Below are 19,370 nucleotides of genomic sequence, written 5' to 3'. Positions count from 1 at the left end.
CCCGGCGCGGAAACCATCTGGAAGGGACTCACGAAAGTTCATGTCGCCGCAGAAACAATGCGTTTGTTGCGCGAGGACGGTGGTAACGACGCTTGTGTATAACGAGGTGGGGTGTAGGGGGTCGAGCGTTCGCAGTGAGAATTCCCAGCTTGTCCTTGAAATCAAGGTAGTCCACGTAGCCGAGATTGCCCGCGCCGAAGGTGTCGCGGCTGACGCGTTGCCACTGTGCCATTGCCGTGAGCGGCAACGACCACATATAAGCCTCCACGCCACGCTCGAAGTCGAGGTTGTCGTAGAGCTTCCTGACCGTCGGCAGGGTTGGAAAGCCGTTTTCCACCTGAAGCTTTCCGAATGGCGAATCGATTGTCTGGCGCGTGACCTGGCAAATGGCAGCGGAGCTGGTTCCGGCAACCAGCACTGCCACGACTGCGCTTTTGTAGATGCTTGACGACATACCTGTCTCTTATCGGAAAACTATCTGGAGTCGCTTCAGATGCGACGCGGGTTCGGTGATTCAGTAACGTGGTTCGTTATGTCGGGAGCAGGAAATTGTCCTCATCGCTTTGAGCGGAATAGGCAATCGGACACTAATTAATACGATAGGTACAACGAAGACAAACACAGCCCTAAGCTCTTCGGAAGTAACGACGGGTGTATGCCATGTTCGTCCTCTCAAAGGTGCACAATGGCAATGCTACAAGAGGCAACGTCAAACAAAAACTTGTGCGATAGCGTTCGCGATTATTCCCGCATATTGAGTTGAGTGAGCCCGAAGCCGTTCCATATCCGGCCCATTTCCGGGGCGCGATATTGCACCAGCGAGACCAGGTCAGGGCCAAAAGGTCCTCCGGATTTAACCTGTACTCCTCCCGCTACGGCGGCATTGCGCTGTCACGCAACGTCGCGGTGGTAGCGTTCGGCGGCTTTGTTCCGCTCACAGCGGGTTCGCGCGTTGCGACGCCTGGCGGCAACTGAGTACGGTCCACTGATCAATGGCACTATTGTCGCCACCCTGCTAGATTTCTATTCAGCGGAATCATTGATTGGGAGAGATCGATGGCCGACAAACCGACTTCCAATGCGTCCACAATTCGTTCGCTGGTCCTGATTGCAGCCGTCGTGGTCGCACTGGTCGCGGCCTTCGCCTTTACGGCCGGATGGCTCTCGCCGGATCGCCTGACGCCGGCAAAGATCGTCAACGGTCTGGCGCCGCCAGGCGGCGCGGCTCTCGGCTTCCGGCGCAATCACGCGAAGGGCATCTGCTTTACCGGCAACTTCGAATCGAATGGCGCGGCTGTGGCCCTGTCCAAGGCGCCGATGTTCGCGCCTGGCTCGTATCCGGTCACGGGGCGTTTCAACCTCGCTACGGCGGACCCCAACGCGCCGGATGCCACGGTTCGTGTACGGGGCCTCAGTCTGCGCATCGTTGCGGCAGATGGAAGCGAGTGGCGCTCGGCGATGATCGACCCACCCTTCTTCGCGGTAGCCACGCCGCAGGCGTTCTACGGACTGCTTCAGGCCTCGGCCAATAAGAACGACCCGGACGCAATGAAGAATTTTGCCGCCGCGCACCCGGAGTTCGGCGCTTTTGTCGCGTGGGCCGGCAGCGCGCCGTGGACGGGTTCATACACGCAGGAGCGGTACAACAGCCTCAATAGCTTCATCTTCACCAATGCCGCGGGACAGGACCAGGCCGTGCGCTGGTCCTTTGTGCCAGCCGCGCAGCCCGAGGCCGTGCCCCACGACCAGCTGAAGGAGCGTGGCGCCGACTTCCTCGCCGCGGATATTATGCAGCGGGTGCAGAGTGCCCCGCAACGATGGACGATGGTCGTCACGGTTGCCAATCCCGGTGACCCGACCGCCGACCCCAGCAAAGCCTGGCCGGAAGATCGACGCAAGGTGGAGGCGGGTACGCTGGTGGTTAACACCATCGAACCCGAGGCTGACGGGCCGTGTCGCGATCTCAACTTCGATCCCACCGTCCTGCCACCCGGCATACACGTCTCGGACGATCCGTTTCCCGCCGCGCGCTCAGCCGCCTATTCCGTATCGTTCAACCGGCGGACCGCTGAGGACAAGGACTATCCGCGCCATCCGGCGGGAGGAACCACGCCATGACCCCGATCCACGATCGCTTTACACCGCTGCAGCGCGCTCTTCACTGGGTCATGGCGGTTTGCATTCTGGCGATGCTGTTCATCGGTGTCGGGATGGTGTCCACGATTCACCAGGATTATCTTTCGCTGGTGTCCATTCACAAGCCCCTGGGTATCGTGATTCTCGTGTTGGCGCTGATTCGCCTGGTGGTGAGGTTGGTGCGCGGCGCGCCGCCGCTGCCTGCGTCGATGCCGGAACCGATGAAACTCGCCGCCTACCTGTCGCATCTCGCGTCCTACATCCTGATGATTGCGCTTCCGCTGATCGGGTGGGGCATGCTGTCTGCCGCGGACTATCCCGTCGTCGTGTTCGGGATACATTTGCCGCGCATCCTGCCGCATAGCAACAGTTTGCACACGCTGCTCTGGGACGCACACAGGACGCTCGCGATCTTCTTCTTTGCGCTGATCGTGCTTCATCTGGCGGCGGCGCTTTTCCACGCGCTGGTCAGACGTGACGGTGTCTTCCGGGCGATGGCGCCTTGGCGGTGAGGCGGTGGACGCGCATCTGTGGCGACTCATGACGGCGGGGCGTGGCAAGGCATACATACCGGGGCCATTGCGTTGGCGACCACTTGGAAGGCCATGGACCGAGAACTGCGTCAAAGCGGATTCAATACAAGGTACTTTGGACGCGATTAGGGAGTTCGCGATCATACGTTTCACCATCAATTCGCGATGCGCTCGCGTCGGCCAGGATTTTGCCTAAGGACGGTAGCGTTGAGCGATCGACATACTTGGCTGGATTCCACAGATCGGCACGCACAACCGCACGTGCGCATTGGAAAAACACCGTGTCAACCGTCACTTCCAAGACTGTTCTGGGCTCCTTGCCATCGACCGCATAGCGCTGCAGCAACACCGGGTCGATGCTGATCCTGGCGCGCCCATTGACGCGGAGCGTCTCACCCATACCGGGAATGAGGAACAACATGGCAAGCTGCGGATTCGCCATCAGGTTACGCAGGCTGTCGATGCGATTGTTGCCACGTCTATCCGGAAGGATCAAGGTTTTTTCGTCGACTACGTGAACGAACCCCCTCGGGTCACCGCGCGGCGAGCAATCCAGTCCAGTCGGGCCCACTGTCGCAAGCGCAAGAAACGGCGATGCTTCGATCAATGCCCGGTAGTTGGCATCGATGTGATCCAACTCCTTGACGATCGATGCTTCGCTTGCCTCTCCGTAGATGGCTTCCAGTGTCTCAGCGCTGGTGACGTGGTACTGATGCACGGTCTCTTCTTCCTTAAAAAAATGCCATTGCGAAGGCGAAAATCGCTTGCCCCACGCTAAACAAACGTTGCGTGGATGATATCAAGAGCGTGCGCAGGCAACCTCAAAACGCTAGCGGCTAACCTTTCAGGTTTATTGCAAAACTGTCTACCTAAAATGCAGAAACGGTTTGGCAAACGGTTTGTGTGCCCTGCAATCGGATGGCACCCACCAGCGCCAAGGGCGTGCTGGTAACCCCCGGGGGACCGCGATGACAGTGGAAAAGAAAGGCCAATCTCTGCGCCGAAAGTTTCTGCGGCGCGCGACTGCGACGACCGCGGCAGGCACGGCCGGTGTTTCCAGGAATCGGGCTGTGGCTGCCGACCACGCTCTACCAGTGAAGGGTTGATGTACACGCAATCCCGATGCAAATCGGCATGCTCCCCCGTCACGACAGCCAGCATGCAGCAAGGCTTCAGCTAGTCTTCAATCGACTTGTTTCCTCGGACCCGGATGTGGCATTCCCTGCGCTGTATGCGTGCGCGCCTGCGCCTGCCAGCCGTCCGCCGTCCACGATAAGGTATTCCTCACGAATCGGACGCTTGCTGAACCAGCATTCGAGAATCTCGCGCGCCCCAGCCGCGTAGCGGGCCTGGGCCGACAGCGTCGTACCGGAGGTATGCGGGGTCATCCCGTGATGCGGCATGGTTCGCCATGGATGATCACGCGGTGCCGGCTGAGGGAACCAGACGTCGCCCGCGTAGCCTGCCAACTGGCCGCTTTCGAGTGCACGGGCGATTGCATCGCGATCGCAGATCTTGCCGCGTGCCGTATTGACGATGTACGCACCGCGTTTCATCTTCGCGATCATGCGTTCATCGAACAAATGCTCGGTTTCCGGGTGCAGCGGGCAGTTGATGGTCACGACGTCGCACACCTTCACCATCGATTCGACATCGGGATGCCAGGTTACGCCGAGCTCCTTTTCGACGTGCTCCGGCAGACGATGGCGGTCGGTGTAGTGCAAGTTGACCTCGAAGGGCTTGAGCCTGCGCAGCACACCCGAGCCGATTCGGCCGGCCGCAACGGTACCGACGTGCATACCTTCAAGGTCGTATGCGCGTGCGGCGCAATCGGCGATATTCCACCCACCCTTGAGTACCCATTCATGGGACGGCAAATAATTGCGTACTAGCGACAGAATCATCATCACCACATGCTCGGCAACGCTGATACTGTTGCTAAAGGTCACCTCGGCCACGGTAATGCCCCGTTCGATAGCCGCTTGCAGATCGACGTGATCCGAGCCGATGCCGGCGGTAAGCGCAAGCTTCAATTGGGGGGCTTTGGCAATGCGCGCCGCGGTGAGGTAAGCCGGCCAGAACGGCTGTGAGATAACGACCTCGGCATCGATAAGCTCGCGCTCGAATTCCGAGTCGGGCCCGTCCTTATCCGATGTAACGACAAGCACATGGCCTTGCGCTTCCAGAAAGGCCCGCAAGCCAAGCTCGCCGGACACGCTGCCTAGTAGCTCGCCTGGCTTGAAATCGATGGCACTCGGGGTCGGTGCTGTCTGCCCGTCATGGTATTTCGTGATCCTGGGGATTTCGTCGCGTGCGTATTGTTCGGGCACCCCGTCAATAGGGTCGTCATACAACACACATAGAACTTTGGCCATGATGGGCTCGCTCCCTTTGATGGAAACACGCAGTTCTGCTGGCTCTTGGATGTTCCCCGCTGTAAGGAATAGGTCTAGGATGAAAGCGTCACGCTCAGCTTTTCCAACTGAGCCTGAGCTTCGATTCTTCCAAATACTGTATACGCTCCGGGGACAATAGTCTCCGGTTTATCCCGTTTGCTTCCTTCCAGAAGAGGTGCGCCATGTCGATGTCTGCCACTCTCCAGGACTGCCTGCGCAGCAAGGGCTCCCAGTACGAAATCGTGCATCATCCGCACAGCCATTCCAGTATTGAAACCGCGGCGGCAGCGCATATTCCCGGCGACCGTCTCGCCAAGACCGTGCTTTTTGAAGACGAGCACGGCTATGTGGCGGCTGTGCTTCCATCGACCTACGCCGTGCGCTTGTCCGAGCTTTGGGAAAAGACCGGACGCCGCCTGTTGCTTGCCAAGGAGATCGATCTGCGCGATCTGTTCAAGGATTGTGAGGTGGGAGCGCTTCCGCCGGTCTGTACGGCCTATGGCATGCAAACCTATCTTGACGAGAACCTCGCCCGGCAGCCGGACGTCTATTTCGAGGCCGGTGACCATGAAGTACTGATTCACATGGGCATGGATCAATTCCTGAATCTGATGGACCGAGCTGAGCGGGCACGCTTCGCGCGGCGCATGCAGGGGACGCCAACGTGAACGGCGTCCGCCCGACTGATGCGGCAAGGCTGCGCAGCGCGGCATAGCGCCGTAGATCGCACGGCAGACCGCCTCTGCGTTACGTGCGTTGTCGGGGCGGCACCCCGCGCCAGGTCAGCAGCACCATCAGGGCGAACACCACGTAGGAGAGCGTAAACGCCCAGGCCGGCAATTCGTAGTAGAGCAGGCGACTCACCCAGCGCTGGATGAAGCCTTGTGTCCCGGCCGAGCCATTGCGCAGCCAGTCTTCGAGCACAGTGACGGGGCAGGCAATATCCATCAGTGACAATGTCGACACCAGGCCGATCGCGATCAGATGAGCGATCCGGAACAGCCGATGGTGGACCCATTCCCAACCAAGGCCCGAGCCAACCCAGATCGCCGCGAGTCCGCCCACGATAAAAAGCGCGATCAGCGCGTGCATCACGAGCACCGCATCGGCGAGCCAGATCATCAGTGTCTCCGAGAATCCTCCGCCTTCAGGTCCTTCAGGTCGGGGAGGGTGTCAAGATGTCCTCCACCGTCCGCGGCGATCCTTAAACGGGTTTCTCTGAAATGCCCGGATGCGCGCCGCACGTTCGGCACGGTGTAAATATAGTCCGACTGTAATCCAGATTGCTCAAGAAGGTTGCCGTCGACTACAGGTGTTTCGAAGTTCCTCTATGATCTGACGCTGACCGATCAACACCTCGCGTTGACTCTCCTCTGACGCGCCCGTCCTTACCGAATGAAATATTTCTCGAAGATCTTTGCCGTCCTCTTTCTGGCGGTGCTTGCAATAGGTGTCCGTGCTCAAACCGGTAATCCGTCCCCCGATAGCCAGCTACACAGTGACTTGTCCTTGAAGTATCTCGTTCACTTGCCGAGCAAGCCGACAAGTCCCCCGCCCGTCATCATTCTGCTTCATGGCATGGGAAGCAATGAACAAGACCTATATTCCCTGCAAGCCGCGTTCCCTCAGAAATACGCGGTTGTCTCGGCTCGCGCGCCTTACACGCTCGCTGAAGGCAGTTACCAATGGTTTCAGGGCACGTCGGTCAATGGCCGTCTCGACGGCGACCCTCAACAACTCGCGGCCTCGCGCGCCCGTATCGGCCGGTTCATTGACGAGGTCGTAAGGAAATACGGCTTCGACCCGCACCAGGTATACCTGGTCGGATTCAGTCAAGGTGCAATACTGAGCTACCAGGTCGCGCTAACCGAGCCCGCCAAGATAAAAGGCATCGGCATCATGAGCGGTGCGATCTTCGACTCATTTGTCCCGCTGATCAAGCCGTCGCCGCAACTCTCGCACCTTCGTATTTTCATCTCTCATGGTCAAGCAGATCACCGGATCCCGATCAGCTACGCTCAAGAGGCAGACAAGCGCCTGGAACAGCTGCGACTCACGCTCGAGTTCCATGTCTACCCGGGCATGCAGCACGAGATCAATCAAGCGGCCTTGCAGGATCTGGTCAACTGGTTGCAGGCTTCTTGAAGCCTGATGTCGCAAAGATTGGACGATGACGCGGGGAGGGTGACCACCTTGGCTGTCGAGCGAGTCGGGTCGAACCCTCACGCGGTCATCGTACCAACCCGCTCAATCGTCCAGTAGCGCCTCGAGCACCGTCACCTCGAGCGGGTGCGCGAGCAGCGGTGTCAGTTCGCGAACCAGTTGATTGAAGTGCTCGGTGCCCGCGTGCTCGGTGAGTGCCGCTCGACTCGCCCAGCGCTCATAGAAGACGAAGCGATCGGCGCGATCGAGGTCGCGGTGCGGTGTATAAAGCAGGCACCCCGTCTCGGCGCGACTCGGCGCGACACAACGCAATAGCACCTGCTCGATCGCGTCGGCGGTGCCGGGCTTGCCTTGAACGACTGCGACTACACGGATTTCGGATGACATGAGTTGCTCTCCTTAGCAAAGCGCATGAGTGTAGCGCCATACCGGCAACCCTGCCTGACGTGTAGGCACGTAAGGAAAGTCATGCCGGCATCGCTCGAGCCGCGCAGTAGCCGTGCACTTTTCGTCTCAATAAAGCTAAGTCGTCCGATGGCGATCGAACGCGTTCGCAGCGAGCTCCGTACTCTTGAGGGGGAGCCGATTCAGGAACCGCGTATCCGCGTGCCTGGCTAGATGATGCGCTGCATGTAGACCGGCAGGTCCGGCTCGGGCAGCACGGCCAGCACCTTGAGCCTCTGCAAGGTGCGCTTGTGCGCCGCGTGCAAATGCACCAGCAGCGCGTCGGCCGCCGCATCGATATTTCCATCCAGTAGTGACCGCAACACCGCCCGATGCTCGACGAGCGTCGCAGGCTCGGGATGCAGATTGAACGCGTGGAAAAACGCGTGATTGACGGTGAGCGGCATCAGCGCATGGTCGATCGTGCCGAGCAGCTTCTTGTTGGGCGCGTGCTGCAGAAGGTCCACATGCAAGGTGGTTTCGAGACGCTGAATGCCATCCGCATCGATGGAATCGGGGGCGCGAATGGCCCCTTCAATCTCGGCGAATGCATTCTCGATCATCTCGCGCGAGAGCTTCGGGTAGCTCGCGCGCAGTGCCGCCGGCTCGAGCAAAACCCGAAGCTCATAGTCCTGCGCCACCGCCCGAGCGGTCAACGGCCCGGCGAGCCAGTGCGAATACGCAGACTTCTCCACGAGACCGAAATCGCGCAGCCGGCTCAACGCTTCGCGCACGGCACTGCGACTCACACCGAAGCTTTCGGCGGCCAGACTTTCATCGATACGATAGTGACCGAACGCAATCGCGATCGATACGGCCGCTTCGAGTGCGTGATAAATCCGCTCGCTATTCGACGGTAGTTCCAGCGGCGCCTGGGCCTGTTCGAAGCCGAGCTCAGCTTCCGAAAGCGGTGCGCGAACCGGCTCGGGCACGCTGCCATCCGGGCTCGCGACGAGGTAGCCACGCCCTTCAAAGGTATGCAGCAGACCATCGGCGTGCAACATCTCGAACGCCTTGCGCACCGGCACGCGACTCGTGCCGAAAATACGCGCGACCGGCCCTTCCAGCAGCACCAGGCCGGGCACGATACGGCCTAGCACGATCGCGCTTTTCAACTGGTCGTGGATCAGGCGATAGCGCAGCCGCGTATCGGTGTCGATCACGGTGTCGATCACGGGTTCGGCTGGTTTGTCGGTGCGGGTCGGCTGCTTGAGCGCGGCGCGTGCGCTTCTTGTCATCGTCGGATCAGGGTTGCTGCGTCAGGCACGCATGAAATCGTTCCAGCGGCGCACCAGGTAGTTGTGCTCGTCCATCACGGAATCCCACACGGCGATACGGCCCATGCGCGCGACGTAGTTGCCACCGTCGCGCTGCTGGCCCGCGGCGACCAGATGCTTGCTGGTCGGCCCGGGTAGTTCGGCCGCGGCGGGCTTGCCATCGTACCAGTAAGCCCACTCGGCATCGTTCAGATGATCGCGCGAACGTTCGGGGTTGGAGATATAGAAACCCTGCCGCGCCATGGTCGCGCCGGCCCAGCCGTCGAGCCACCAGTTCAGGTATTCGTAAGCGGCGTCGAGCACGCGGCCGCGCACGACGCGCGAGAGCGCCATGCCGCCGAACCATGCACGATAGCCTTCACGCGGACTCGCCAGCCGGAAGCGCAGGCCGGCACGCTCCAGCTCCACCGTCGCTGGCGACCAGATGCTCTGGATCGCGACCTTGTTCGCGATCATCAACTGCGCGGCTTCGGCGAAGCTCGACCAGAAACCGGCGAAATGACCGCGTCGCTTGAAGTCGATCAGCGTCGCGATCAAACCGTCGATCTCTTCGATCGTCAGGTTGCCGATGTCAGCGAACTTCATCAAGCCGGCGGCCTCTACGGCAAGGGCTGCGTCAATCGCGCCAATCGCCGCATCCGCCTGCAACGCGACCCGGCCGCTAAGCTCGGGCGCGAGCAGCCATGCCCAGCTCTCCGGCGTGGCTTCCAGCGCGGGCGGCAACGCGTCTTGAAGATAGACGAAGCTGTCGGCGTTGTGCGTGAGCGGCAACATGCTGATGCGCCCGGTCGGCGTGCGTGCAAGCGAGTTGTCGGGCTGCACGTACAGACGATCGACCGGCACGCAGCCTGCATTCGTGCACGCGTTGTCGCCGAGCTGGCCGGTGCGCGGCAGCGAGTTGATTTCATCCCAGCGACGAATCCGCGCGGTCTCGATGGGCTGCAACGCGCGCGCGGGCCACAGGTAGTCGATACTGTGAAACCACTGATCGTAGACTTCGTAGCTTTCCGGATGCATGACGCCCGTGCGCTGCACCCCGGAACCATCATCGACGATAAAGCGCAGCCTGATACCGAGATCCTGCTCCGCCTGCTTGCGAATATGTTCCTGCAGCGTGACCGTGGTGCCGAGTACGCGCAGCTCGACCTTCGCCGGATGCACGGCGGCCGAGGTGGGTTTGGGCGACGTTGACTTCGGTTTCAATGAACGGCTTCTTCAAGATGATGTTGGAACCGCGCATACGACGCTTCTATTGCATCGCGCCCGAGGCCTTCAGTGATGAACACCAGCCGCGAGCAACCTTCTGAACCGGAACCGGCCTGAGGCCATGCATCCAGATGCAGCACCGGATGCACGAGATGTTGTACGGCATGCAGCACGGCGGGGCGATCCGAACCCGCAATCGACAGCAGCCCTTTGACACGCAAAATCTTATCACCGTGACGATTGAGCAGCATCGTGAACCAGATCGTGAAGACCTGCCAGTCGATCGGCGCATCGATCTGCAAGCAGAACGACTGGATGGACCCGGCACCCGTCGATGTCCGTTCGCCGCGATGCGCGAGCGGACCGTTTGTCTTAGGGGCCGTGCTCGCCAGACGCTGAGCGCGCCCGAGACGCCCGATCAGATCGATCGAGCTCGCCGATGCAAACAGCATGTCGAGCAAGGCACGACCGCTGTGCCGGTCGATGCCCGTCGCATTCGATATATCGCCGCGAATCAGGATCTCGGCGGCGGGATTGAGCGCCGCGAGCGAAGCGGCCAACTCCATCAAGTGCGTTTCATCGACGAGATCGGGCTTGCTGATGAGCAACCGGTCGGCGGCTGTCACCTGCGCGAGCCATTCGGGAAACCGTGCGTGTTGCTCGGCGGCATTCACTGCGTCGACCACGGTGATGGTGGCATTCAGCGCGTAGTGACTGCGGATCACGGGGTCGGCGAGCAGGGTGGCGACGATAGGCGCGGGCGTCGCGAGTCCGGTTGTTTCCAGCACGACGCGCGTGAACGGCGGGACTTCGCCACGGGCGCGCTGCGAAAAAAGCGTCGCGAGCGCGTCCTTCAGTTCGCCCCGGATCGAGCAGCACACGCAGCCGTTGTCGAGCAATACGGTACGTGCATCCACCTCGCCAATCAACAAATGATCCAGTCCGACGTCGCCGAATTCGTTGACGAGGACGGCGGTGTCGCGTGCGGCGTCGCCTTGCAGGACATCGGCGAGCAAGGTCGATTTGCCGCTGCCGAGAAAGCCGGTCACGAGCGTCAGCGGCAGGATGTCGTAGCTCAGGCTCATGGTGCTGCCGTGTCGTCGATGAAAAGCGTGAGCGGATCGAGCGGATGCCCGAGCATGCGTTCAGCTACGCGCCACACCTGCGCAAAATCGCTGACGATTTCGCTTGCGCCGGTGGGCGACGACAACACGAACGACTGCCCGTGGAAGTCGTCGAGTTTCAGCCGGAACGGCACAAGCACGCGGTTGGCGAGTGCCGCCTGAATCAGGCGCTGTCGACGCGGGTTCGCGCCCGCCACCGGTGCCGTGGTGTTCGACCAGTGATTGCCGCCGCCGAGCAATCCGCACATGCCGCACATGCTTTGCCTCCCGGGTAGTTCAATAAAACGTCAAGGCATCACGTCGCCGGAATTCGGCCCGAGCGTCTGGCCGACAAACAGGTTGCCGCCCGGATCGGACGCAAGCAGCAAGGCCGTGGGCGCGACTTCGTTCGTGAGGCCGAAGCGCCGCAAGGGCAACTCCGCCGACTTCGCCTGCTTCCACGCGGCGCTGATGCCATCGACGAGCGGCGTCTCGATCGGGCCCGGTGCAATCGCGTTGACGAGCACATTGTCCGGCGCGACTTCCAGCGCGAGCGACTTCGTGAAGCCGATCACGCCAGCCTTCGCCGCCGAGTAGTGGCATAACTCCGCCCCCCCTTTGATGCCGAGCTGCGACGCAACGTTGATCACGCGGCCCCACCGTTGCGCGATCATCGAAGGCAATGCGCGCCGCGTACACAAGAATACGCTGCGCAAGTCGACGCGCATCATGTCGTCCCACATCGCCGTGGTGAGATCCGTGCAACGCGCCTGCGTCAGCATGCCGGCGTTGTTCACGAGGATATCGATACCGCCGAATGCCTCGATACAGCGATCAACAATGCGGTTCGCATCGGCTTCTTCGCCGACATCCGCCTGCACGATTTCGACCGTCGCGCCGGCCGCGCGACACGCATCGGCCTGGAGCGCGAGGCGCGCCGCGTCGCGGTCGGCAAGCAGGAGGCGTGCGCCGGCCGCCGCATAGAGGTTCGCGATCGCCGCGCCAATCCCGCTCGCAGCGCCGGTGACGACGGCACGGCGGCCGTCGAGTGAAAACAACGTGGTCATTCGAAAACTCTCCTTAGCCCGGCCAGCGCACGGTCAGGCCGCCGTCGGCAATGATCGATTGACCGGTGATGTAGGACGCGTCATCGCTCGTGAGGAAGCGGATCAGCGTGGCGATCTCGCTTGGCCGGCCGACGCGTTGCAACGGGATCGCGCGGGCCGCTTCACGCAGGCCTTCGGGGCCGAGCGAGTTGACGGCATCGAGCGATTGCGGGGTTTCGATCAACCCCGGGATCACCGCGTTGCAGCGCACGCCGCGCGGCGCGAGTTCCATCGCAACGGCGCGGCACAGGCCGGGCACGCCCGCCTTCGCCGCCGAATAGTGCGCGTGCTGTTCCCAGCCGTAGACACCGCCGGCGATGGATGAGATCGCCACCATCGCGCCGTGGTCCTCAATGTGGCGAGCCGCCGCGCGGAAGGTCCGCATCACACCGGACAGGTCGACGTCGAGCATCTCCAGCCATTGCTCATCACGCATCTCAGTGAGCGCCGCCTGGCGCAGCAAACCCGCGTTCGCGACCGCGTAGTCGAGCCGGCCGAAGCGGTCCACCGCCACCTGGGCGAATGCTTCGACCTCGTCGGCCGAGGTCACGTTGACAGCGTGCATCACGCATTCGCCACCCGCTTCACGCACCGCGCGTTCGGTCTCGGCGGGATCGTGCGGATCGCCGGGAAAATAACCGCCGACCACCGCCACGCCGATCTGTGCATAGGCTACCGCGAGCGCCTGGCCGATACCGCTGGCCGCGCCGGTCACAATGGCGACGCGTTGCGGCTTTGCCTTCGATGCTCCGGACTGCAGGTTCATTTGACTTCCTCGGGATTGACGTGCTTCGCAAACATGATCAGCAAGCCGGACAGGAAACACGGCACCGCGCCGAACCAGATGGCCGCGTGCATCCAGTCGCCGCCGTGGTTGAGCATCGCGGTCACGCCCACACCGGCGAGAATCGCGCCGACCGGACCCATTGCGTGGACGATCGAACTGCCGGTGCCGCGAATGGAGGTCGGATAGCTTTCACCGATGAAGAACAGCGCGGCCGAATACGGTCCGATCAGGAAGAACAGGCCGAGGCTATACAGCGCTACGACGACAGACGTGCTGCTCGGGCCCATGATCATGCCGGCGAAGGCGAGGCCACCGAGCATCCAGCCGATTGCCAGCGTGTTGCGCCGGCCGATCTTGTCGCCAATCAAGCCGTGGCTCAGATACCCGCAATAACCAATCACGTTCGACAACACGAGAATCAGCAGCGAGTTCTCGAAGGACACGTTATGCACACGCGTCAGCACCGTGGTGCCGAGTACGCTGAACACCTGGATCGCGGACCAGTTCAGCAGAATGCCGCCGCCGAGCACGAGCGTCGCGCGCAGTGACGTGCCGCGAAATGCTTCACGCAGACCTGCACGGCTGTGCTGCTCATAGTCGATCCGATGCTCGCTCGCAAGCGTGCGTGCCGCACTTTCTTTACCCGCTTCGCGCAAAGTCTTGATGTGCTTGTGCAGCATGAATTGCGGGCTTTCCTTCAGACGCCGCGTCATGAAGAAGATCACGATGGCCGGGAACGTCGCGAAGATAAAGCAGCCCTGCCAGCCGATGCGCGGCAGCAGCAGCGCGGTCAGGCCCGACGCGATCAGTGCGCCGATCGGCCAGCCACCCTGCACGAGGCTATAGATGAATCCCTTGTTGCGATTCAGGCGTGGATCGTTGGCGGCGGAATACAGCTCGTTGAGGTAGGTCGCATTGACCGTTTCCTCGGCGTAGCCGAGTCCCGACAACGAGCGGATGAGCACGAGCGGCCACTGGCCGAGCGCGCCACCGACCACGGTCAGCCCCGAACACACTGCCGCGCCTGCCACCGTCCACAGGAGACCCGCCTTGCGTCCGGCGCGATCGAGTACCGGTCCGATCCCGAACGCGATCACCGCGGTTCCGATAGCGACCAGCGTCGCTATCTCAGATTGCATGGGGGCATCCCATCCGTAGTGCTTGCCAATCTCCGGCAACAGCGTACCGAACAGAATGAAGTCATAAACGGCGAACACCCACGCGAAGAACGCCACGATGGTGGCGCGTTTCACATCGACCGGCAGGATCTTTTCCAGCTTGAAGCCGGACGCAGCGAGCGGATTCTCTTTCATTATTGGTCTCTCCTTGGGTGGCGGACAGCGATTATTTCCCGCGCGGGTGGCGGGCGAGGAAGTCGTCGGCGATTTCATTGCAGGTGCAGAACCGCACGCCTTCATGCGAGCGGAAATACTTGATCAGCCGTTCGAGCATCAACAGCACTTGCGGACGGCCTGAGACATCGGGATGGATCGTGATCGGGAACACGGCATATTCGTCGTGCTCGCGATACATCCAGTCGAACTGGTCACGCCACATTTCCTCGATGTCACGCGGGTTGACGAAGCCATGGCTATTCGGCGACTTCTTGATGAACATCATCGGCGGCAGATCGTCGAGATACCAGTTGGCCGGAATCTCCACCAGATCGGTTTCCTTGCCGCGCACGAGCGGCTTCATCCAGGTGCTCGGATGCTTGCTGTAGTCGATCTTGGTCCAGGTGTCGCCCACGCGCACGTAGTACGGGGAAAAGTCGTTGTGCATCAGGCTGTGGTCGTACTTGATGCCCTTCTTGACCAGCAGTTCATTCGATACCGGACTGAATTCCCACCACGGCGCCACATAGCCGGTCGGACGTTTCCCGGACAGTTGCGTCACCAGTTCGATGCTTCGGTCGAGCACCGCTTCTTCCTGCTCGGGCGTCATCGCAATCGGGTTTTCGTGGCTGTAGCCGTGAATGCCGATCTCGTGACCCGCATCGGCCACGGCTTTCATCTGCTCGGGAAAAGTCTCGATCGAATGACCGGGGATAAACCAGGTCGTCTTGATCTTTTCGCGCTCGAAGAGCTTGAGCAGGCGCATGGATCCGATCTCGCCGGCGAACAAGCCACGCGAGATATCGTCCGGTGAATCTTCACCACTGTACGAGCCGAGCCAGCCGGCCACGGCGTCCACGTCAATGCCGAATGCCACCAGGATTTCCTTGGCCATCTTTGTTTCTCCTTCGGTTGAATATGCAGCGAAATGGTTTGCGAATGGCGCGTGCGGGTGTCGTCAAAGCCCCTTTGTTTCGAGCGCCGCGGCGATGCGCAACAGCGCGTCGTCGTCGCCTTGGGGTCGCATGATTTGCACGCTGGTCGACAGGCCGTCGGCATCGATACCGGACGGCATCGCGACCGCAGGGGTATCGAGGAAACTGCCAAGCATGGTCATGGCAAGCGTCTGCAGGTTCACCCGCGCGAACAACTCGGGATCGGCGTCGAGCGGCCCGAGCAGTGGCGCAACATGAGCGACTGTCGGCATGACAAGAGTCGCGCCGGCGGTTTCCCTGGCGAAGGCCGAGATCAGCTCTGCGCGTCGCGCGATGAGCAAGCCGATCCGCTCGGCCGGCACGGAGCGATTCGCTTCAAGGCGAGCACGCACGCGCGGATCGATCCGCGTGGCGTCCGGCGAGTCGAGCAAGGCACGATGCACCGCAAACGCCTCGAGTCCACCGAGCCAGCCTTGGTTGCGAACCAGATCGCTCACGGCGGCGAGTACGGCGAGCGGTTTTCGCTCGACCACCGCGCCCGCTTCTTCGAGACGCGCGACGAAGCGTTCGAAGTTTTCGCCGACAGCCGGCGTGACCGCATAGCGCTCGAACAGATTCGGATCGACGATAAAACGCGTGCCGGCGAACGCGCTGGCATCGGTCGCCGATGGCGGCTGGATGGCGCGTATGGCAGCGTCGAATGCAATGCAGTCCGAGACATTCGCGGCGAGCGGCCCGCAAGTGTCGAGCGTCGCCGACAAGGCGACCATGCCCTCGCGCGAGTAGCGCGCCCCGCTCGCGCGGTAACCGGTCAGGCCGTTGAACGCGGACGGCACGCGGATCGAACCGCCGGTATCGGTGCCGACCGCGATCGGCACGATGCCCGTTGCCACGGCGATCGCCGCGCCCGACGATGAACCACCCGGCGCGCGTCTACCCCCTTCGAGAGCAGGATTCGTGGCCGTGCCGAAATGGGGATTGAGGCCGAGACCCGAATAGGCGAACTCGCTCAACCCTGTCTTGCCGATGCAGACCATCCCCGCGCGCGTGCCAGCGGCAACCAGAAGCGCGTCGTCGCGAGCGGGTGGGTGTGCGGCGAACACCGCGGAGCCGGCAGTGGTGACGGTGCCGGCGACATCGAAGAGATCTTTCCACGCGACCGGCACACCATCGAGCGCACTCAGCGGCCGGCCTTCGCGCCAGCGCCGTGCCGAAGCGGCGGCTTCGCTACGCGCGCGCTCGGGCGTGGTCGTGAGAAAGACCGTGGGTGCGGCGAGCGCTTTAGACAGTGCGGCTTCTGCTATCGCGACGGGATCGGCCGCGCCAGCGGCATAAGCGCGCGAGAGCGCGGCAGCGGTAAGACAAGAGGAGGGCATCGGCTCTGGCTTCGTCTGAGTTATAAATGTATGTCGTCAACAACATTCATTTTTATTATGAGCGGGACAGAAATGCAACGAATAGGGGGATTTACCCTTAGTGGGTGTTTGAGAGGGGGCGAGCAATAGCATCCGCGCGCCAGGTGAAAGGGCGGGTCGGCTGTTTGATGCAATGGTGGAACGTTCTGTCGGACTGTTGAGGTGCCTCGGGCACGTGACCGGCTCACCTCAAAAGCGAAAAGCCGCCTTGCAGCGACTTTTCGCTCCCGAAGCATCGCTCAACAGCGAATGTGCTTTTCCCGGGATGGCCGGATGTCGGATCCGATTCCCTAACTCGCTCGCCCTCGACTGAACAGCCGCAGGATCGCAAGCAGGACGACCGCGCCGATCAAGGCGGTCAGCAACGAACCGATGATGCCGCTTCCCAGGTGTATTCCAAGCACACCGCCAAGCCAGCCGCCAATGAATGCACCGACAATGCCGACGACGATATCCATGAGGATGCCGAATCCACCGCCATGAACGATGCGGCCGGCGAGTGCTCCAGCAACGCCGCCGATGATCAGCCAGAAAATGATGCCATGCGAAACGGGTTCCATTGCGTCGCTCCAAAAAAGAAGTCGGGGTAGCCAAGACTCTGGCATGGGCAAGGACACAACCGGTCCATCGGTCCTGCCGGCATCGCGCGGGGAGACGCCATTCGACGTTGACGCACGCTTGGACGGCAGCACGACGAGCGTGGCTGTGGGCACAGTATGCGTGCGTGGCGGGATCGAGGCGAGCGAATGTTCAGGGTGAGGCGGACAAGGATGCCCGTGAGATGGGCTCATCGCCCGCCCTGTGTCTACAGCATTTCAATATTCCCTATGCTTCAAATTTGAGAACACGAAAAACGAAATATGATGTTCTCGCGGATTTTTGATAATGGTAGTTTTCGCAAAGCTCTGGGGATTGGTGAGGCGAATCTATTAGCTTCGATAATCCTTACATTTTTATTTCGGCGCGGTAAATGGCGCGCACGAACGTCAGGCCGCGAGAGCACAACCGAACAGGCCGCAACATGTGTCGACGGGGCTCGCCTCGAACACGCATCGCTCCAGCGCACCGCTGGCCGCGGCTCTCCAGTAACTGTAGTGGTTCTCGCTCACGAGCCGGGTCTCGACTTTGTTGCAATCCGCACTGATCAAACATGCACGAAATACCTATACCAACTCGCTGCGCCTATTACCTCGAAATCAAATTGTGGCAATTTGTTTTTTAAAGCCAGTTGCGTAGAAACATCACTGCACTTCAGTGTGGCGATCGATGATTTTTTGTGTGTTGTTTTTTTATTAATTAACGAAATCGGAATTACAGGGGAAGTTGACTCATGAAGAAGTATCTCTTGCTCGTGCCGCTGATGGCATCGTCCGCGCTTGCGTTTGCCGACGGCAGCGTGACGCTCTACGGGCAGATCGACAACGGTCTCCAGTTCGAGTCGGGCCTGGCCAAAGGCTCGCTGTTTGGCGCAGCGACGGGGAACTGGGCGCCCTCTCGCTTTGGCATCAAGGGCACGGAAGATCTCGGCGGTGGAACGCAGGCCATCTTCACGCTCGAGTCGGGCTTCAGCACGCTGTCGGGCGCGCTGTCCGGCAACCTGTTCGACCGGCAAGCGACCGTCGGCCTGACGAATCCGGTATGGGGTACGTTCAAAGTCGGCCGCATGGGTGAATACGAAATCCAGCAGGACAGCTTCGACCTCGATCCGCAACTCATGCAGGAGTACAGCATTGTCACGCTGGTACGGGGCCGCAACTGGTCGCTTGCCTCGAACGGCTTCGAATACACGTCGCCGAAATGGGGCGGTCTCACATTGAAGGGCCAATACGATCTGACCAACAGCACGACCTGGAACAGCGGCAACCCGGGCAGCGGTCCGGGCCAGCTCGGTGGCGCGCAAGGCCGTTCGGACGGTATCGAGATCACCTATGAGACGGGCCCGATGGAATTGATGGCGATCTACGACGAAATCCGCGACAGCAATGGCGAGTTCGACAATGTCTACGTGAATTCGCGCTCGCTGATGGCGGGCATGAACTACTCGGTCGGTCCGGTCAAGGTCTATGTCGGCTACCAGCACCTCGCCGCGCCGCAGGCATCGAACCAGGGCTATTTCGGATCCGACACGCCGACGGCCCTGCCGGGCGGCGTCACACTGCCGACGGCACTCGATCATGAGTGGCTCGGCGCGCTCTGGCAGGCAACGACTGCGGCGTCCTTCACGGCCGCGGTCTATCACGCGAACGCGAACAACGGTAACGGCAACGCGACGCTGTTCACGCTCGGCGGCACGTATGCGCTGTCCAAGCGCACCTTTCTCTATTCGGAAGTCGGCGCAGTCCGCAACAGCTCGACGTCCAACGTCGGCCTCGGCGATGGCTATACCGATCCGTACGGTGCGAACGTCAACGACGATCCGGCCAGCGGCGCTTCGAACTTCCGCACCAATCCAAACTATGGCGGTACGCAGACGGGTGTCTTCGCGGGTATCGTGACGCAATTCTAAAAACGAACGTAGTCACTTGAACCGAATGG

21 protein-coding genes are annotated in these 19,370 nt (G+C 61.2%); 6 read left to right on the top strand and 15 right to left on the bottom strand.

From position 1 onward, the window contains the following. Window positions 1-28 precede the first annotated feature (28 nt). Complete coding sequence (locus HV670_RS21885) at window positions 29-424, bottom strand: hypothetical protein (RefSeq protein ID WP_175107023.1); 396 nt, start codon at window positions 422-424, stop codon at window positions 29-31. A 632-nt stretch (window positions 425-1,056) separates the two neighbouring features. Between HV670_RS21885 and HV670_RS21880 the strand changes: the two genes are divergently transcribed. Together HV670_RS21880 and HV670_RS21875 are read left to right on the top strand one after the other, a co-directional pair. Continuing rightward, window positions 1,057-2,118 carry a catalase family peroxidase gene (locus HV670_RS21880; protein WP_175107022.1) on the top strand — a complete coding sequence of 354 codons (1,062 nt, stop codon included), beginning with the start codon at window positions 1,057-1,059 and terminating at the stop codon, window positions 2,116-2,118. Next, window positions 2,115-2,648 carry a cytochrome b gene (locus HV670_RS21875; RefSeq protein ID WP_175107020.1) on the top strand — a complete coding sequence of 178 codons (534 nt, stop codon included), beginning with the start codon at window positions 2,115-2,117 and terminating at the stop codon, window positions 2,646-2,648. Before HV670_RS21880 ends, HV670_RS21875 begins: the two co-directional genes overlap by 4 nt. A gap of 121 nt (window positions 2,649-2,769) precedes the next feature. On the opposite strand, the gene HV670_RS21870 is transcribed toward HV670_RS21875, so the two are convergent. Continuing rightward, a complete protein-coding gene (locus HV670_RS21870; protein WP_175107018.1) occupies window positions 2,770-3,387 on the bottom strand; it encodes a pyridoxamine 5'-phosphate oxidase family protein in 618 nt (205 codons plus the stop codon). A 454-nt stretch (window positions 3,388-3,841) separates the two neighbouring features. Further along, window positions 3,842-5,044, bottom strand: coding sequence for an NAD-dependent formate dehydrogenase (locus HV670_RS21865; protein ID WP_175107016.1), 1,203 nt, complete (start codon window positions 5,042-5,044; stop codon window positions 3,842-3,844). Between the two features lie 203 nt (window positions 5,045-5,247). Here HV670_RS21865 and HV670_RS21860 point away from each other — a divergent pair, with 203 nt between their 5' ends. Continuing rightward, complete coding sequence (locus tag HV670_RS21860) at window positions 5,248-5,733, top strand: aminoacyl-tRNA deacylase (RefSeq protein ID WP_175107014.1); 486 nt, start codon at window positions 5,248-5,250, stop codon at window positions 5,731-5,733. A 79-nt stretch (window positions 5,734-5,812) separates the two neighbouring features. Here the strand turns inward: HV670_RS21860 and HV670_RS21855 are convergent, their stop codons facing one another. Beyond that, complete coding sequence (locus tag HV670_RS21855; protein ID WP_175107012.1) at window positions 5,813-6,187, bottom strand: DUF2784 domain-containing protein; 375 nt, start codon at window positions 6,185-6,187, stop codon at window positions 5,813-5,815. A 273-nt stretch (window positions 6,188-6,460) separates the two neighbouring features. Between HV670_RS21855 and HV670_RS21850 the strand changes: the two genes are divergently transcribed. Continuing rightward, window positions 6,461-7,210 (top strand): alpha/beta hydrolase, encoded by a 750-nt coding sequence (locus HV670_RS21850; protein ID WP_175107010.1) that lies wholly within the window; start codon window positions 6,461-6,463, stop codon window positions 7,208-7,210. Window positions 7,211-7,312: 102 nt separating this feature from the next. Here HV670_RS21850 and HV670_RS21845 read toward each other — a convergent pair whose 3' ends face one another. The 11 genes from HV670_RS21845 to HV670_RS21795 form a co-directional block, all read right to left on the bottom strand. Beyond that, the gene (locus HV670_RS21845) at window positions 7,313-7,615 is read right to left on the bottom strand and encodes a putative quinol monooxygenase (RefSeq protein ID WP_175107008.1); all 303 of its coding nucleotides are present in this window, start codon (window positions 7,613-7,615) and stop codon (window positions 7,313-7,315) included. 227 nt (window positions 7,616-7,842) lie between these two features. Beyond that, window positions 7,843-8,910 (bottom strand): GntR family transcriptional regulator, encoded by a 1,068-nt coding sequence (locus HV670_RS21840; RefSeq protein WP_175107006.1) that lies wholly within the window; start codon window positions 8,908-8,910, stop codon window positions 7,843-7,845. A 21-nt stretch (window positions 8,911-8,931) separates the two neighbouring features. Then, on the bottom strand, window positions 8,932-10,110 hold the full coding sequence (locus tag HV670_RS21835) for an ABC transporter substrate-binding protein (protein ID WP_175107029.1): 1,179 nt from the start codon (window positions 10,108-10,110) through the stop codon (window positions 8,932-8,934). Between the two features lie 38 nt (window positions 10,111-10,148). Further along, a complete protein-coding gene (locus HV670_RS21830; protein WP_175107004.1) occupies window positions 10,149-11,240 on the bottom strand; it encodes a CobW family GTP-binding protein in 1,092 nt (363 codons plus the stop codon). Then, on the bottom strand, window positions 11,237-11,536 hold the full coding sequence (locus HV670_RS21825; protein WP_175107002.1) for a hypothetical protein: 300 nt from the start codon (window positions 11,534-11,536) through the stop codon (window positions 11,237-11,239). The genes HV670_RS21830 and HV670_RS21825 overlap by 4 nt, the downstream gene beginning before the upstream one ends. A gap of 30 nt (window positions 11,537-11,566) precedes the next feature. Continuing rightward, entirely contained in the window at window positions 11,567-12,325 is a 759-nt protein-coding gene (locus HV670_RS21820) for an SDR family NAD(P)-dependent oxidoreductase (RefSeq protein ID WP_175107000.1), read from the bottom strand. Between the two features lie 13 nt (window positions 12,326-12,338). Further along, complete coding sequence (locus HV670_RS21815) at window positions 12,339-13,130, bottom strand: SDR family NAD(P)-dependent oxidoreductase (protein WP_175106998.1); 792 nt, start codon at window positions 13,128-13,130, stop codon at window positions 12,339-12,341. Beyond that, window positions 13,127-14,464 carry an MFS transporter gene (locus HV670_RS21810; protein WP_175106997.1) on the bottom strand — a complete coding sequence of 446 codons (1,338 nt, stop codon included), beginning with the start codon at window positions 14,462-14,464 and terminating at the stop codon, window positions 13,127-13,129. Before HV670_RS21810 ends, HV670_RS21815 begins: the two co-directional genes overlap by 4 nt. A gap of 31 nt (window positions 14,465-14,495) precedes the next feature. Then, entirely contained in the window at window positions 14,496-15,380 is an 885-nt protein-coding gene (locus HV670_RS21805) for a polysaccharide deacetylase family protein (RefSeq protein WP_175106995.1), read from the bottom strand. Between the two features lie 63 nt (window positions 15,381-15,443). Then, window positions 15,444-16,796 carry an amidase gene (locus HV670_RS21800; protein ID WP_175106993.1) on the bottom strand — a complete coding sequence of 451 codons (1,353 nt, stop codon included), beginning with the start codon at window positions 16,794-16,796 and terminating at the stop codon, window positions 15,444-15,446. Between the two features lie 329 nt (window positions 16,797-17,125). Next, a complete protein-coding gene (locus HV670_RS21795; RefSeq protein ID WP_175106991.1) occupies window positions 17,126-17,395 on the bottom strand; it encodes a GlsB/YeaQ/YmgE family stress response membrane protein in 270 nt (89 codons plus the stop codon). 300 nt (window positions 17,396-17,695) lie between these two features. Here HV670_RS21795 and HV670_RS21790 point away from each other — a divergent pair, with 300 nt between their 5' ends. Together HV670_RS21790 and HV670_RS21785 are read left to right on the top strand one after the other, a co-directional pair. Further along, window positions 17,696-18,169: a hypothetical protein gene (locus HV670_RS21790; protein WP_175106989.1), complete on the top strand. Its 474-nt coding sequence runs from the start codon at window positions 17,696-17,698 to the stop codon at window positions 18,167-18,169. After that, entirely contained in the window at window positions 18,166-19,341 is a 1,176-nt protein-coding gene (locus HV670_RS21785; RefSeq protein ID WP_175106988.1) for a porin, read from the top strand. The genes HV670_RS21790 and HV670_RS21785 overlap by 4 nt, the downstream gene beginning before the upstream one ends. Window positions 19,342-19,370: the final 29 nt, after the last annotated feature.

This window comes from Pararobbsia alpina, assembly GCF_902859895.1.
GTDB lineage: Bacteria > Pseudomonadota > Gammaproteobacteria > Burkholderiales > Burkholderiaceae > Pararobbsia > Pararobbsia alpina.
The sequence above is the reverse complement of the archived record's forward strand: the minus strand, read 5'-3'. Positions and strand labels throughout refer to the sequence as shown.

Bases quoted from the DNA above. Each gene is read 5' to 3' on its own strand.
- HV670_RS21860 (WP_175107014.1), top strand. From the start codon at position 5,248: ATGTCGATGTCTGCCACTCTCCAGGACTGCCTGCGCAGCAAGGGCTCC.
- HV670_RS21880 (WP_175107022.1), top strand. From the start codon at position 1,057: ATGGCCGACAAACCGACTTCCAATGCGTCCACAATTCGTTCGCTGGTC.
- HV670_RS21865 (WP_175107016.1), bottom strand. From the start codon at position 5,044: ATGGCCAAAGTTCTATGTGTGTTGTATGACGACCCTATTGACGGGGTG.
- HV670_RS21805 (WP_175106995.1), bottom strand. From the start codon at position 15,380: ATGGCCAAGGAAATCCTGGTGGCATTCGGCATTGACGTGGACGCCGTG.
- HV670_RS21790 (WP_175106989.1), top strand. From the start codon at position 17,696: ATGATGTTCTCGCGGATTTTTGATAATGGTAGTTTTCGCAAAGCTCTG.
- HV670_RS21800 (WP_175106993.1), bottom strand. From the start codon at position 16,796: ATGCCCTCCTCTTGTCTTACCGCTGCCGCGCTCTCGCGCGCTTATGCC.
- HV670_RS21825 (WP_175107002.1), bottom strand. From the start codon at position 11,536: ATGTGCGGCATGTGCGGATTGCTCGGCGGCGGCAATCACTGGTCGAAC.
- HV670_RS21820 (WP_175107000.1), bottom strand. From the start codon at position 12,325: ATGACCACGTTGTTTTCACTCGACGGCCGCCGTGCCGTCGTCACCGGC.
- HV670_RS21850 (WP_175107010.1), top strand. From the start codon at position 6,461: ATGAAATATTTCTCGAAGATCTTTGCCGTCCTCTTTCTGGCGGTGCTT.
- HV670_RS21855 (WP_175107012.1), bottom strand. From the start codon at position 6,187: ATGATCTGGCTCGCCGATGCGGTGCTCGTGATGCACGCGCTGATCGCG.
- HV670_RS21815 (WP_175106998.1), bottom strand. From the start codon at position 13,130: ATGAACCTGCAGTCCGGAGCATCGAAGGCAAAGCCGCAACGCGTCGCC.
- HV670_RS21840 (WP_175107006.1), bottom strand. From the start codon at position 8,910: ATGACAAGAAGCGCACGCGCCGCGCTCAAGCAGCCGACCCGCACCGAC.
- HV670_RS21810 (WP_175106997.1), bottom strand. From the start codon at position 14,464: ATGAAAGAGAATCCGCTCGCTGCGTCCGGCTTCAAGCTGGAAAAGATC.
- HV670_RS21845 (WP_175107008.1), bottom strand. From the start codon at position 7,615: ATGTCATCCGAAATCCGTGTAGTCGCAGTCGTTCAAGGCAAGCCCGGC.
- HV670_RS21830 (WP_175107004.1), bottom strand. From the start codon at position 11,240: ATGAGCCTGAGCTACGACATCCTGCCGCTGACGCTCGTGACCGGCTTT.
- HV670_RS21785 (WP_175106988.1), top strand. From the start codon at position 18,166: ATGAAGAAGTATCTCTTGCTCGTGCCGCTGATGGCATCGTCCGCGCTT.
- HV670_RS21875 (WP_175107020.1), top strand. From the start codon at position 2,115: ATGACCCCGATCCACGATCGCTTTACACCGCTGCAGCGCGCTCTTCAC.
- HV670_RS21795 (WP_175106991.1), bottom strand. From the start codon at position 17,395: ATGGAACCCGTTTCGCATGGCATCATTTTCTGGCTGATCATCGGCGGC.